This is a genomic window from Bradyrhizobium sp. (assembly GCF_035935975.1).
GTDB lineage: Bacteria > Pseudomonadota > Alphaproteobacteria > Rhizobiales > Xanthobacteraceae > Bradyrhizobium.
Window position 1 is genome coordinate 38,940 of sequence record NZ_DASYWN010000010.1, and the last position, 14,039, is coordinate 52,978.

General features: G+C 64.8%; 14 protein-coding genes. 7 read left to right on the plus strand and 7 right to left on the minus strand.

What is annotated here, in order from left to right; translation table 11 throughout:
• The first annotated feature begins 14 nt into the window (after positions 1-14).
• Complete coding sequence (locus tag VGR99_RS03890) at positions 15-665, plus strand: aspartate/glutamate racemase family protein (RefSeq protein ID WP_326896984.1); 651 nt, start codon at positions 15-17, stop codon at positions 663-665.
• On the opposite strand, the gene VGR99_RS03895 is transcribed toward VGR99_RS03890, so the two are convergent.
• The gene (locus tag VGR99_RS03895) at positions 662-1,309 is read right to left on the minus strand and encodes a TetR/AcrR family transcriptional regulator (protein ID WP_326896985.1); all 648 of its coding nucleotides are present in this window, start codon (positions 1,307-1,309) and stop codon (positions 662-664) included. The genes VGR99_RS03890 and VGR99_RS03895 overlap by 4 nt on opposite strands.
• Positions 1,310-1,462: 153 nt before the next feature.
• Between VGR99_RS03895 and VGR99_RS03900 the strand changes: the two genes are divergently transcribed.
• Genes VGR99_RS03900 through VGR99_RS03920 form a run of 5 tightly spaced genes read left to right on the plus strand, consistent with a single transcriptional unit; the run spans position 1,463 to position 6,220 of the window.
• Complete coding sequence (locus tag VGR99_RS03900; RefSeq protein ID WP_027558597.1) at positions 1,463-1,672, plus strand: ferredoxin; 210 nt, start codon at positions 1,463-1,465, stop codon at positions 1,670-1,672.
• Positions 1,673-1,731: 59 nt separating this feature from the next.
• Complete coding sequence (locus tag VGR99_RS03905; RefSeq protein WP_326896986.1) at positions 1,732-2,952, plus strand: cytochrome P450; 1,221 nt, start codon at positions 1,732-1,734, stop codon at positions 2,950-2,952.
• A 32-nt stretch (positions 2,953-2,984) separates the two neighbouring features.
• Positions 2,985-4,307 (plus strand): MFS transporter, encoded by a 1,323-nt coding sequence (locus tag VGR99_RS03910; protein WP_326896987.1) that lies wholly within the window; start codon positions 2,985-2,987, stop codon positions 4,305-4,307.
• 3 nt (positions 4,308-4,310) lie between these two features.
• Positions 4,311-4,970 carry a sulfite oxidase-like oxidoreductase gene (locus VGR99_RS03915; RefSeq protein WP_326896988.1) on the plus strand — a complete coding sequence of 220 codons (660 nt, stop codon included), beginning with the start codon at positions 4,311-4,313 and terminating at the stop codon, positions 4,968-4,970.
• Positions 4,971-4,996: 26 nt separating this feature from the next.
• Positions 4,997-6,220, plus strand: coding sequence for a bifunctional alpha/beta hydrolase/OsmC family protein (locus VGR99_RS03920; protein ID WP_326896989.1), 1,224 nt, complete (start codon positions 4,997-4,999; stop codon positions 6,218-6,220).
• A 61-nt stretch (positions 6,221-6,281) separates the two neighbouring features.
• On the opposite strand, the gene VGR99_RS03925 is transcribed toward VGR99_RS03920, so the two are convergent.
• Complete coding sequence (locus tag VGR99_RS03925; protein ID WP_414645085.1) at positions 6,282-7,709, minus strand: PLP-dependent aminotransferase family protein; 1,428 nt, start codon at positions 7,707-7,709, stop codon at positions 6,282-6,284.
• Positions 7,710-7,809: 100 nt separating this feature from the next.
• Here VGR99_RS03925 and VGR99_RS03930 point away from each other — a divergent pair, with 100 nt between their 5' ends.
• Complete coding sequence (locus VGR99_RS03930) at positions 7,810-8,724, plus strand: DMT family transporter (RefSeq protein WP_326896991.1); 915 nt, start codon at positions 7,810-7,812, stop codon at positions 8,722-8,724.
• On the opposite strand, the gene VGR99_RS03935 is transcribed toward VGR99_RS03930, so the two are convergent.
• The 5 genes from VGR99_RS03935 to paaE all read right to left on the minus strand — a co-directional run bounded on the left by VGR99_RS03935 (position 8,703) and on the right by paaE (position 13,949).
• A complete protein-coding gene (locus tag VGR99_RS03935; RefSeq protein ID WP_326896992.1) occupies positions 8,703-9,758 on the minus strand; it encodes a YeeE/YedE family protein in 1,056 nt (351 codons plus the stop codon). The two genes, VGR99_RS03930 and VGR99_RS03935, sit on opposite strands and share 22 nt — an antisense overlap.
• Before the next feature lie 115 nt (positions 9,759-9,873).
• Entirely contained in the window at positions 9,874-10,878 is a 1,005-nt protein-coding gene (locus VGR99_RS03940; RefSeq protein WP_326896993.1) for a zinc-binding alcohol dehydrogenase family protein, read from the minus strand.
• A gap of 64 nt (positions 10,879-10,942) precedes the next feature.
• Positions 10,943-12,274, minus strand: coding sequence for a phenylacetate--CoA ligase PaaK (gene paaK, locus VGR99_RS03945; RefSeq protein WP_326896994.1), 1,332 nt, complete (start codon positions 12,272-12,274; stop codon positions 10,943-10,945).
• A 41-nt stretch (positions 12,275-12,315) separates the two neighbouring features.
• On the minus strand, positions 12,316-12,765 hold the full coding sequence (gene paaI, locus VGR99_RS03950) for a hydroxyphenylacetyl-CoA thioesterase PaaI (protein ID WP_326896995.1): 450 nt from the start codon (positions 12,763-12,765) through the stop codon (positions 12,316-12,318).
• Positions 12,766-12,866: 101 nt separating this feature from the next.
• Positions 12,867-13,949, minus strand: a complete 1,083-nt coding sequence (gene paaE, locus VGR99_RS03955; RefSeq protein ID WP_326896996.1) for a 1,2-phenylacetyl-CoA epoxidase subunit PaaE — start codon at positions 13,947-13,949, stop codon at positions 12,867-12,869.
• Between the last annotated feature and the right edge of the window lie 90 nt (positions 13,950-14,039).

Consider the following 14,039-nt stretch of genomic DNA (forward strand, 5'->3'; position numbering starts at 1 on the left):
GGTAGTCACCTTCCATGACGACGCCCCCTCGCATCGCCCTGATCCACGCCCTCAAGCACTCCATCGCCCCGATCGAGGCGGCGTTCGCGCAGGCATGGCCGGAGGCGCGGCTGATGAACCTGCTCGACGACAGCCTGTCGGCGGACCTGGCGCGCGATGGCAAGCTCAACGACGCCATGACCGAACGCTTTCTCGCACTCGGCGATTACGCCGCGGCGACCGGGGCGAACGGCATCCTGTTCACCTGCTCGGCCTTCGGCCCCTGCATCGAGGCGGTCGCGCAGGCGCATGCGCCGATGCCGGTGCTGAAGCCGAACGAAGCCATGATCGAGCGGGCCGTGACCATGGGCAAGCGGATCGGCCTGCTCTCGACCTTCCCGCCGACACTGGTGTCGATGCCGCCGGAGTTTCCGGCCTCAATCCAGATCGTGCCCAAGCTTGCCGAGGGCGCGCTGGCAGCGCTCGACCGCGGTGATCGCATTACGCACGACCGGCTGATCGTCGACGCGTCAAGGGACTTGCGCAATTGCGACGTCATCGCGCTGGCCCAGTTCAGCATCGCATCGACCGCGCCGATGGTCGCGGAGGCCACCGGCCGTCCGGTCGTGACCACGCCTGACAGCGCAGTGGACAAGCTGATGAAGCTGCTGAACGTGAAACCCTAATCGCCGGCTTTCTTCTGGCGCCGCGCGTCCTTGATCGCGACCGCGAGCGCAGCCTTGGTCTCGTTCACAAAGTCCTCGACCAGCTCCTCGCGGGTGGCATGCGCCGCTTCGCCGGTGAAGAGCCCCTGCTCGGCCAGCATCACCACGCCGTGCAGCGCCGCCCAGATCTTGAGGGCCTGCCGCTCGCGCAGATAGCCGACCGCCGGCGCCTCGAGCGCCTCGATCACAAGCCCGAACGTCTCGTGCGTGGCCTCGTGCAGCTCGCTGCCTTTCGTCGCGCAGGAGACAGTGCGGGATGCGAACATCAGGCGGTACACACCGTTGCGGCGCAGGCCGAAATCGAGCGTCGCCTGTGCCAGCCGCGACAGTTTCGATTGCTTTGACGGCTTCGTCATCGCCTCACGCAACATCGCACTGAACTGCCGGAACGCCTCCGCCGTCACCGCTGCGAGCAAAGCCTCGCGGTCGGCAAAATGCCGGTACGGTGCCGGCTGCGACACACCGAGCTGTTTTGCCAGCGCCTTGATGCTGATCGCTTCCGCGCCGCCCTGTTCCGCCTCGCGCAGCGCGGCCTTGATCAAGGCGTCGCGGAGATCGCCATGGTGGTAGGTGTTCTCGGGCTTGCGAGCGATTTGTGAACGCATGTTACGGCAAAGCCTATAAGTTTGCGCTTGACAGGGGAAGCCTGTCGCGAATGTAATAGCATATAACTTAGAATAGGCGGCAAATGCCGTCGATAAGATTGACAAGAGGAACGCGCGCAGCTCTCGGGCCGCGCAGATGACCAGGGAAGCGTCATGACAGAGCGACTGAGGGTTCACGTCGATCCCGACAAATGCCAGGGCCACGCGCGCTGCAAGGCGCTGGCGCCGGAGCTGTTCGAGCTCGACGAATATGGCAACGCCCATGAAGCCGGCGACGGCGTCGTTCCACCCGGCCTCGAGGACAAGGCCTGGCTTGCCAAGTCCAACTGCCCGGAAATCGCGATCGATGTGATCGAGGAGTAGCGCGGCCCCAGCCCGCCTCCCGCGTGCCTTCAGCGAACACGAGCCCCAAGGGATCCGAGATGTCCGACGTCAGCCAGCCCGCCGCCCATCCGCCCGTGACCGACTGGGTCAACGATTTCGACCACACCGATCCGCAATGGACGGACGATCCCTTCCCGATCTGGGAGGAGCTGCGCGCCGCGAGCCCGGTCGTGCATACGGAACGCTTTCTCGGCTGCTACATGCCGACGACGTATGAGGCGGTGCGCGAGATCGCCAACGACACCGAGCATTTCTCCTCGCGCCGCATCATCGTGCGCGACGTCCGGCCCGAAGTGGCCCGAAACGCCGCTCCGCCGATCACCTCAGATCCGCCCGTGCACAAGCCAGCCAAGCAATTGCTGCTGCCGCCCTTCACGCCGGATGCGATGAAGAAGCTGGAACCGCGGATGCGCGCGATCTGCAACGAGCTGATCGACGGCTTCATCGCCGACGGCAAGGTCGACGCCGCCGCGCGCTACAGCAAATACATCCCGGTTCAGGCCATCGCGCACATGCTCGGCATCCCCGAGAGCGACAGCGACCTCTTCATCAACTGGATCCACATGATCCTCGAGCTCGGCATCAAGGACGAGACCAAGCTGATCCAGGCGGTGCAGGAGATGAGCGCCTATTTCAGCGCGCATATCGAGGAACGCAAGAAGAAGCCGACCGACGACCTGATCTCCTATCTGATGAACGCCAAGGACAAGCAGGGCAACCCGCTCGAGGACTCCCACGTGCTGGGCTCGCTCCGCCTGCTCCTGATCGCCGGCATCGACACCACCTGGAGCGCGATCGGTTCCTCGCTCTGGCATCTCGCCAGGACGCCGGCCGACCGCGAGCGGCTGATCGCCGAGCCGGGCCTGATCCCGACGGCCGTGGAAGAGCTGCTGCGGGCCTATTCACCGGTGACCATGGCCCGCGAGGTGGTCAAGGAGACCACGATCTCGGGTTGCCCGGTCAAGGCGGGCAACATGGTGCTGCTGTCCTTCCCGGCCGCGAACCGGGACCCGAAGATGTTTCCGGACGCTGACAAAGTCGTGATTGACCGCCGGGAGAACCGCCATGCCGCCTTCGGCCTCGGCATCCACCGCTGTGTCGGTTCCAACCTTGCACGGATGGAGATGCAGGTTGCGCTGGAGGAATGGCTGAAGCGCATTCCGGATTTCCGGCTCGATCCGGCAGGCACCGTGACCTGGTCCCAGGGCACGGTGAGAGGCCCCCGCCAGTTGCCATTTCTGCTTGGAAAGGCGATGTAGGCCTTTCCAAGATTAACGGAGAGAGGCCGGACGTGACTGAGCAAGCAACCCTACCGGCCTCTGACCACATCGACATCGCCGACGCCGAGCGGCGGATCAAGGCGATCCTGATCGGCTCGATCGGCAATCTCGTCGAGTGGTACGATTTTTACGCCTATACGGCATTCGCGCTCTATTTCGCCCCGGCCTTCTTCCCCGGCAACGATCCCGTCGTCCAGCAATTGAACGTCGCCGTGGTCTTCGCGGCAACCTTCCTGATGCGCCCCCTGGGCGGTTGGCTGTTCGGCTACATCGCCGATCATTTCGGCCGGCGGATCTCGCTGACGTTGTCAGTCGTCTTCATGTGCTTCGGCTCGCTGATCATCGCGCTGACGCCGACCTACGCCACGATCGGCTTTGCCGCACCGGTGATCCTGGCGCTCGCCCGCGTGATCGAGGGTCTCAGCCTCGGCGGCGAATACGGCGCCAGCGCCACTTACCTGAGCGAAGTCGCCGATCCCAAGCATCGCGGCTTCTATTCGAGCTTCCAATACGTCACCCTCATCGGCGGCCAGCTCACCGCGATCATCGTGCTGCTGCTCCTGCAAAAGGTCTTCCTCACGCCCGAGGAGCTCAAGGCCTGGGGCTGGCGCATCCCGTTCGCGATCGGCGCGGCACTCGCGATCTTTGCCGCGGTAATGCGGCGCAATCTGCACGAGACCGAAGCGTTCGAGGAAGCCAAGAAGGTGGTGAAGCCGACCGGCTCGATCGCCAATCTGCTGCGCTATCCGCGCGAGCTGCTGCTCGTGGTCGGCCTCACCGCCGGCGGCACCGCGGCGTTCTATACCTTCACCACCTACATGCAGACCTTCGTCAAGCTCTCGGTCGGGCTGACCGAGGACCAGACCACTTTCGTGATCTTCGGCACGCTGATCTTCGCAACCATCCTGCAGCCGATCTACGGCGCCATCTCCGACAAGATCGGCCGCAAGCCGCTGCTGATCTTTTTCGGCGTCGCCGGCACGCTCGCCACCGTGCCGCTGCTGATGACGCTGAAGGAGACCAAGTCGCCGTTCATGGCCTTCATCCTGATCTGCTGCGCCTGGCTGTTCGTCGCCGGCTACACCTCGATCAACGCGGTGGTGAAGGCTGAGCTGTTTCCGACCAATGTCCGCGCCCTCGGCGTCGGCCTGCCCTATGCGATCACGGTCTCGATCTTCGGCGGCACGGCGCCGGCGATCGCGCTCTATTTCAAGAGCATCGGGCACGAGGAGTGGTTCTACTATTATCTCGCCGGCGTCATTTTCCTGTCGCTGATCATCTATTCCACCATGCGCGACACCAAGCACGCCTCCGCGATGCATCGCCACGAGTAGCTCATGGCCGACGAGACGCCATCCGACAGCAAGCTGACGCGCACCAAGGAAAAATGGGCGCGCGAAGGTCGCTTTCTCACGGGTAAGATCACGCGCTCCGAGGATCAGCGCCTGCCGCCCGGCCAGCATCTCACAAAGGACTGGCCGGTGCTCGATCTCGGGGTCTTGCCGCCGGTGTCGCGCGATCGCTGGCGGCTCGATGTCTACGGCGCGATCGAGAACCCCGTGTTCTGGACCTTCGCCGAATTCGCCGCGCAGAAGCAGGATCAGTTCACCTCCGACATCCACTGCGTGACGACCTGGTCGCGCTACGACAATCTTTGGGAAGGCCTCGCCACGCGCGAGCTGCTTGCGGCCTGCCGGCCGCGCGAGGATGCGCGCTTCGTCGTGCTGCATTCCTATGACGGCTACACCACCAATCTTGCGCTGGACGATTTTGCCGCCGAGGATGCGCTGCTCGCCCATAGCTGGTCGGGCCGGCCGCTGACGGAGGAGCATGGCGGCCCGGTGCGGCTGGTCGTGCCGCATCTGTATTTCTGGAAGAGCGCCAAATGGCTCCAGGCCATCGAATTCGTGACCGACGACGCGCCGGGTTTCTGGGAAGTCCGCGGCTATCATAACCGCGGCGATCCCTGGGCCGAGCAGCGCTATTCGGACGATTAGAATCTCGACGAGAACAGGGGAAGCCCATGCCGACGGAACGCTTTCAATTCACCGGCGAAGGCGGCCATCAGCTTTCGGCCGCGCTCGAGCTGCCGGACGGCGAGCCCGCAGCTTACGCGCTGTTCGCGCACTGCTTCACCTGCGGCAAGGATACGCTGGCCGCCAAGCGCATCTCGGTTGCACTCGCCGCCAGGAGCATCGCGGTGTTGCGCTTCGATTTCACCGGGCTCGGCTCCAGTGAAGGCGACTTTGCCAATTCGACCTTCTCCTCAAACGTCGCCGATCTCGTCCGCGCGGCCGACCATCTGCGCGCGACGCACAAGGCGCCTGCGCTCCTGATCGGCCACAGCCTCGGCGGCGCGGCGATCCTCGCTGCAGCCGGGCAAATTCCCGAGGCCAGGGCGGTCGCGACCATCGCGGCGCCGTCCGATCCCGTCCACGTCACCGGTCTTTTCAAGGAGCATATCGACAACATCCGCGCGCAGGGCGAGGTCGAAGTCTCGCTCGCTGGGCGCCCGTTCCGGATCAAGCGTGAATTCCTCGACGACGTCGCCGAGCACGAGCTGATGAAGGACATCACCGGGCTGCATAAAGCGCTGCTGATCATGCAGTCGCCCGTCGACGACACCGTCGGCATCGACAATTCGACCAAGATCTTCGTTACGGCAAAACACCCCAAGAGCTTCGTCTCGCTCGATCATGCCGATCATCTGCTGACCAAGCCGGCCGACGCGCTCTACGCAGCGGACGTGATCGTCGCCTGGGCCAGCCGCTACATCGATACGGCAAAGCCTGCGAATACCACGGGTGTCCCGGACGAGCCGCGCAGGGTCGTGGTGCAGGAGACCCGCAAGAGCAAGTTCAACCAGATCATCACGGTCGGGCCGCATCATCTCGTGGCGGACGAGCCGAAGGCTGCCGGCGGCGAGGATGCCGGTCCTGGCCCCTATGATTTCCTGCTCGCGGGCCTCGGTGCCTGCACCTCCATGACCATGCGCCTCTATGCCGACCGCAAATCGCTGCCGCTCGACCGCGTCACGGTCACGCTGAAGCATTCGAAGATCTACGCCAAGGACTGCGCGGAGTGCGAGACACGCGACGGCATGCTCGACCAGATAGAGCGCGACATCGCGATGGACGGCGCGCTCGATGCCGAGCAGCGCAAGAAGCTGATGGAGATCGCCGACAAGTGCCCGGTGCACCGGACGCTGACCTCGGAAATCCGCATCGTCACGAAGGCCGTGGACTAGCGCGTTATTGTTTGAGCATGATCTTGTCGGAAAACCGCTTCACACTTTTCCGGATCATGCTCTAAAAACACGCCGCCATCGTCCGTAGCGCCGCGCTGATCTCGCTCTCGCGCCAGGCCGCAAAGCCGAGCAGCAGACCGTAATCGCGCGGCTGATCCAGCGCGAGGCTGGATAAAGCCCGCGTCTCCACGCCGACCTCAACCAGCCGCTTGACCGCCGCCTGATCCGCGCGACCGCGCTTGAGGCGCGCAACAAGCTGGATGCCACCCAAGGGCACCTCGACGGAGAGCATCTCGCCGAGATGACGTTGCAATCCTTCGACGAGATGATCGCGGCGCGCGTGGTAGAGCCGGCGCATCCGGCGCAGATGCGCGAGGAAATGCCCGTCGGCGATGAACTCGGCGAGCGCTTCCTGGATGTGGCTGGACGCGATCAGCCCGATATGCCGCTGTGCGATCTCGAATGTGCCGACCAGCGCCGGGGGCACGACGAGATAGCCGAGCCGGATATCCGACGTCATCGCCTTCGAGAAGGTGCCGACATAGAACACGCGATCATGGGCGTCGAGCCCCTGTAAGGCCGGCACCGGCCGGCTGTCATAGTGAAACTCGCCGTCGTAATCGTCCTCCACGATCCAGGTCTTTCCGGGCCTGCTCGAGCTCAAGAATTCAGTGCGGCGCGCGAGCGACATCAGCCGTCCGGTCGGATGCTGATGCGACGGCGTCATGAAAATGAGCTTTGGCGCGGCCGTTCCCGGAATCCGCTGCATGCCCTGTTCGTCCAGGCTCATGCCGGCCACGCACGCGCCGGACGCGCGGAAGGCCGCCGCGGCGCCGGGATAGCCGGGATCCTCGACCCAGACGTCGTCGCCGGGGGTGATGAGCACAGCCGCGATCAAGGTCAGCGCGGCCTGCGCGCTCGGCAAAATCATGATCTGGTCGGCCGTGGCACGAACGCCGCGGCTGGTCGCCAGATAATGCGCCAGCGCCTCACGCAGACGCGTGCGGTTCACCGGTCCGAGGTCGCGCCTGGCTGCACGCACGGCGCTGCGGCGCAGACAGCGGGCCCAGACCTCGTTCGGAAACTCTCTTGCATCACCATGCCCGGGACGCAACGGCTTGAGCGGCGCCTGATAGGACATCGGCCAGTCGGTCTGCTTCAGCTTCGAGGCCCAAGGCGAGAGCCGCAGCTTTCCGGACCGCACGCTCGGAGTGGCGGTCGCCCCTTCGCTGCGCTGGCCGCCGTCGACCGTCACCACCGGGCGGCGGCCATGCGATGCCTCGAGATATCCCTCGGCGGCGAGCTGCTCGAACGCGTAGGTGACGGTGTTGCGCGAAACGCCGAGATCGCTCGCAAGCCGCCGGCTCGACGGTAGCGCGCGGCCCTTGCCGAGACGGCCGATCGCGATCAGGCCGCGGAGCTGGCTCGTCAATTGCGCCACCAGCCCCTCGTCGTCGGCCCGGTTGAGGTCGATCAGGCCGGCGATCACGTTGTCCGAAACTGGCACCTTATTCCTTTCCGATCTGGCACTTTTTCAGGTGCCAGCCCGGATGCTATCCCGCGGACCGCACTGCTTCAAGGATTCTGCGATGAACTCCCTCTCACCCCGCGCGGCTGTCGGCCTGTTCCTCATCGTCGTGCTGGCCTGGGGCGTGAACTGGTCGGTGACGAAGCAGCTCGTGCAGTTCCTCCCGCCGCTGTGGACGTCGGCAATCCGGAGCTGGATCGCGCTGGCCGGCTTGTTCGTGATCCTCGGGCTGAGCAACAATCTGGTGATCCCGGAGCGGCGCGACATTCCGGTGGTCCTGAGCGTGGCGCTGCTGCACATGACGATATTCTCTATCCTGGTTGCGGCCGGCGTGCGCTTTCTGCCTGCGAGCAAGGCCATCGTGCTCGGCTACACCACGCCGCTCTGGGTCGCGATCGCAGCGCCGCTGCTCGCGAAGGATACGCTGACGGCGCCAAAGCTCGCCGGCGCGCTGCTGGGATTGATCGGGCTGGCCGTGATCCTGAACCCGACGTCCATTGACTGGACCAATGGCAACGTCGTGCTCGGCGCCGGCATGGTCATCCTCGCCGCGATCTCGTGGGCCGCGAACATCATCTATATCCGCGCCCATCGCTGGATCGCCTCCCCGCTCCAGCTGCTGATCTGGCAGGTGCTGGTCGCCACGATCGTGCTGACAGGATCGGCGCTGGTCACGGATGGCCTGCCGCATGCAGAGTGGTCGTGGCGGCTTGTGCTGCTGTTCCTGTATTCCGGCCTGATCGGAACGGCGCTGGCCTATTGGGCGATGTCGATGGTCAACAAGAGCATCTCGGCGCTGACGACCTCGCTCGGCACCACCGGCACGCCGCTGGTCGGCATCGCCAGCGCAGCGATCCTGCTGGGTGAACCCATCGACATCAGCCTTGCCATCGCGGCCGCGCTGATCGTCACCGGCATCGGTCTTGCGACGCTCGGCGACCGGCTGCTGCGGGGTCAGGCCACCGCGAGCGGCTGAACGCGCAAGCTGCCGCGCAGGCCCGCGGTCGTGCCGAGCAGGATGCCGGCGACCGCAATGAGCGAACCCAACGCGAGCGTCGATACGCCCGTCAGCCCCTGCCCGATCGAACAGCCGAACGCCATCACACCACCGATCCCCATCAGCGCGGCGCCGCCGGCCGAGCGCAGCATGTGGCGGGGCGAGGAATAGCCTTCGAGATGGAAGCGGCCGGTGGCGAGCGCGGTTATCAGGCTGCCGGCAAAGACACCGGCGACCGTCGCAATGCCAAAGTTCGGCGTCAGGCCGGTCGAAAGCATGGCGTATTGCAGGGCGTCCGCGATCGGCGCGACGAAGGTGAGCGACGTCACCGGCACGGGGTTGAAATCATCGGCGCCGAGATAGCCGGTGACGTACCAGCCGCCGGCGACGAGAAGGCCGACGATGACGCCCGCCGCGATCTGGCCCGGCGATCGGCGGAACGCCGGATGCGCGAAGGCAAACAGGACCAGCGCGACGACGATCGCCGCTGCGGCCAGCGCACGCGAAACCGCCCCGCCGGGACCAAGCGTCGCCAGCAGTGACGGCAGCGAGTTCGCCTTGACCGTCGTCTGCGAGGCCTGGACCAGCGCAATGCGCGCCGGTGCGATCAGGCCCTTCAGCGTCATCTGCGCGGCGATGCCGAGCACGATCACGACGACGAAGGAGCGCAGGTTGCCGCGGCCGAGCAGCACCAGCGCCCGCGAGCCGCAGCCGTTCGACAGCACCATGCCATAGCCGAACAGCAGGCCGCCGAGGAACAGCACCGGCACCGAAAAGGTTGGTTGCAGATAGATCGACTTACCGAGATCGACCATGCCGTTGCCGGCAAGGAGCTGGCTCGCGGCAATTGCTACCGCGATCGCCAGCGCGTAGCTGCGCACCAACCGCTCGTCCCCCTTCGCCAGCCATCCGCGCATGCTGCTCATCAGGCAGAAGCCGCTGAGCAGGCCGACGGAGCCGTAAACCAGGCCGATGACGAGGCCTGCGAGGAGGACGAGTTGGGTGGATTCCATCTTCTACTCTTAGACCTCTCCGCATTCTCCGTCATTGCGAGCGCAGCGAAGCAATCCAGTCTGCCTCCGCAGATTACATTTCTGGATTGCTTCGCTGCGCTCGCAATGACGAGTTTCAAGGCTTCAGGATCACGCGATCGCGCGACGAGCCGGCGACAGCAACATAAGCCTCCTTGGCCCGCTCCAGCGGATAGATCGCATTCGCCTTGATCGGGAACGGCTTCAAATAACCGCTGGCAAAGCCGGGGCCGAGATCGCGCAGCACCGCGCCGGTCGCGGCCGACGACAGTCCGAGCGTGTCGATGCCGACATAGGTGTGCTGGCCGCGGTAGAATTCGAGGATGTTGAACTGCACGATGCGGTCGATTGCGGCGATCAGGATCTGACGACCGCGGAGCGCTAGCGACTTGTGCGCTGCCAGGAAATAGGGATCGCCGACCGTGTTGAAGACGATGTCGGCGCCCTTGCCGCCGGTCAGTTCGCGCGCGCGCGTGGCGACATCCGTTGCCGAGGCATCGATCACCTCGATCGGCGCATTGCTGTGGCCTTCGTAGGCCTCCGCCTTGCGCACCACGCCGACGACGCGCGCGCCTTGCCAGGTCGCGATCTGCACCGCGGCCTGGCCGACCTTGCCGTTGACGCCGAACACCAGAACGGTTTCGCCGGGCTTCGGAATGCCGGCGCGGCGAAAACCTTCCATCGCGGTGACGAAGGGCACGCCGATACCGGCCGCTTCCTCCCACGACACCGTCTTCGGCTTCTCCACCACAGCATCGGCCTCGACGACGAGATGGCTGGCGTGGGTCCCGTCGCGGCGAATACCGAGATCACCGGAGGAGCCGAACACCTCGCGCCCGATCGTGACGGCAGGGCCATCGATCACCACGCCGGCGTAGTCGCGGCCCGGCGTACGCGGGAACACGGCATAGGGCATCAGCCCGGTTGCGGCCTTCACGTCGGACGGATTGACGGCGGCAGCCTTCACCTCGATCAGGAGATCGTTCGGACCGCGGGTGAGCGTGCGATGCTCGACGACTGGCGTGACCGCGGCGGCATTCTCGGCCTTGGCATTGAGGCGAACGCAGCGCGCTTCGACGGTTTTGGTATCGGCTGGCGACATGGATAAGACCCGCGATTTCTCGCGGGCGTTGTCGCCTTTGGGGGCGGTCAAGTCAATCCGGGAGCTAATCTTTGGGCCGCTTGTCGTAGAGCCGCTTGGCCTTGCCGAGCGAGCGCTCCAGCGTGGCGGGCGCGACCACCTGGACCCGGGAGCTGATCCCGATGGTGTTCTTGATGTGGGTCGAGATCCGGTCGGCATGGTCGACGAGACCCCGTCCGTCCCAGCTCTCGGGCCGCGCCTCGGCAATGATGGTCAGCTCGTCCATGCGGCCTTCGCGGGTCAGCTCCAGGATGAAGTGGCCGCCGCACCAGTCGGTGGCGAGCAGCACCTCCTCGATCTGGGTCGGGAACAGGTTGACGCCGCGCAGGATGATCATGTCGTCCGAGCGCCCCGTCACCTTTTCCATCCGCCGCATGCCCGGCCGCGCCGTGCCCGGCAGCAACCGCGTCAAGTCGCGGGTGCGATAGCGGATCACGGGAAAGGCTTCCTTGGTGAGCGAGGTGAAGACCAGCTCACCCTTCTCGCCATCAGGGAGAACTGCACCTGTCACGGGATCGATCACTTCCGGGTAGAAATGGTCCTCCCAGATGTGAAGGCCGTCCTTGGTCTCGATGCATTCCTGCGCGACGCCGGGACCGATCACCTCGGAGAGGCCATAGATGTCGGTCGCATCCATGTCGAAGGCATCCTCGATCTCGCCGCGCATCGCGTTGGTCCAGGGCTCGGCGCCGAAGATGCCGACCTTCAGCGAGCACTGGCGTGGATCGAGTTTCTGCCGCTTGAACTCGTCGAGGATCGCCAGCATGTAGCTCGGTGTCACCGTGATGATATCGGGCCGGAAGTCGTTGATGAGCTGCACCTGCCGCTCGGTCATGCCGCCGGAGATCGGCACCACCGTGCAGCCGAGCTTTTCGGCGCCGTAGTGCACACCGAGACCGCCGGTGAAGAGGCCATAGCCATAGGCATTGTGGATGATCATGCCGGTACGGCCGCCGGCGGCGCGGATCGAGCGCGCCATCACGTCCGACCAGGTGTCGATGTCGCGCCGGGTATAGCCCACGACGATCGGCTTGCCCGTGGTGCCGGAGGACGCATGCACGCGCACCAGCTTCTCGCGCGGCACGGCGAACATGTTGAAGGGATAATTGTCGCGAAGATCCGTCTTCACCGTGAACGGAAATTTCGCGAGATCGGAGAGCTCGCGAAAATCCGACGGATGCACGCCAGCCGCATCGAAAGCCTTGCGATAATGCGCGACGTTGTCGTAGGCGTGCTTCAGCGACCAGGCCAGCCGCTGCTTCTGCAGTGCCATGATCTCGTCGCGCGACGCGCGCTCGTGCGCGTCCATCTCGGCACTATAGGAATTGCCACCTTCCTTGAGCCTCGTCAGAGCCATCCTCGTTTCCCCACAACATTGGTTTGTTCTTCTTGTTGGTCTTATTGACCTTGCACAGGCAGCCACGTGCCGGGAATGACACGTGAATGCCCGCGGAATTCCGCGATGACGGTATCACCGACGGTAACGCACACGTCGTAAATGCCGGAGCGGCCGCCGCAGGTCACTTCCCGCGCCTTCGCAACCAGGCGGTCGCCGAGCTTGCCCGGCTTGATGAAGGTGATCTGTCCTTGCGCCGCGACGACGCGGTCATTGTGCGAGTTGCACGCAAAGGCGAAGGCGGAATCGGCGAGCGTGAAGATGAATCCGCCATGCGCGATACGCTGGCCGTTGACCATGTCCGGCCGCACCGTCATGGCGAGCGTCGCAAAGCCTGGGCCGATTTCGATGATCTCCATGCCGAGACCTTTGGAGGCATCGTCCTCCGTCCACATCGCCTCAGCGCAGGCGCGGGCAACATCCTCAGGCGACAGGGCGGCTTTGACGTTCACGCGCTTCTCCCGGCGAAATTTTTGCTCATGATGTTGTTCTGGTTGGCCGACACTGTCAAATCATGCGACGCATTTGCATTGCGGAGCAGCAAGACGCCTGATCAGACATGGTCATAATCGACCACGACCCGCTCGGATGACGGCTTGGCCTGGCAGGTGAGCACAAAACCGGCCTTCAGCTCCCAGGGTTCCAGCGAATAGTTGATGTCCATCGGCGCCTCGCCCTCGACCAGTTTTGCGCGGCAGGTCGAACACATCCCGCCCTTGCAGGCGAAGGGCAGATCGACGCCGGCGCGCAGCGCTGCATCGAGGATGGCCTCGTCCTCGGCGACCGGCACGTCGCGGCGCTTGCCGTCGATGATCAGCGAGGCGATGGCCTTCGGCGGCGCATCGGGTGCGACAACCTTCTTCGGCCGCGGCTTGCCGCCGAACTCGGAGACAAAGCGCTCGACATGGACGCACTCGTCCGCGATGCCGAGATCGCGGCAAGTCGCCTCGATGTCCTCGCTCATGCCTGACGGGCCGCAGATGAAGACATGATCGACGCTGGCCGCCGGCACCAGCGAACGCAGCAGCACCCTCACCTTGTCGCCGTCGAGCCGGCCATGCAGGATCGGGATGTCCTGCTCCTCGCCGGAGATGACGTGGAAGATCGAGAGGCGATCGATGAAGCGGTCTTTCAGCTCCTCGAGCGCCTCGAGAAACATGATGTTGTCGGTCGCACGGTTGCCGTAGAACAGGAAGAAGCGACTGCCCGGCTCGCGAGCCAGGATGCCCTTCACGATCGACAGGATCGGCGTGATGCCGGATCCCGCGGCAAAGCCGACATGGATGCGTCCGGCATCCGCCGGCGGGACCACGCCGAAGCGGCCCGTCGGCGTCATCACGTCGAGCTCGTCGCCGCATTTCAGCTCGTCCGCAGCCCAGCTCGAAAACGCGCCGCCGTCGACCTTTTTCACGGCGATGCGGATCTCGCCGTCATCAGGGCCGGAGCAGATCGAATAGGAGCGGCGCACTTCTTCGCCATCCAGCATGGTACGGAGCGTGAGGTACTGGCCGGGGGCGAAGGCGTAGTCCCCGGCGAGCTCGCCGGGAATGACAAACGTCATCGAGACGGCATCCGACGCCTCGCGGCGGAGGTCGTTGACGGCCAGGCGATGGAAACGCGGTGCGGCTGCTGACATTAGGATTGCCCTAGGTCTGAGACGTCGTCATTGCGAGGAGCGAAGCGACGAAGCAATCTAGACTGTCTCCGCGGAGAGATTCTGGATTGC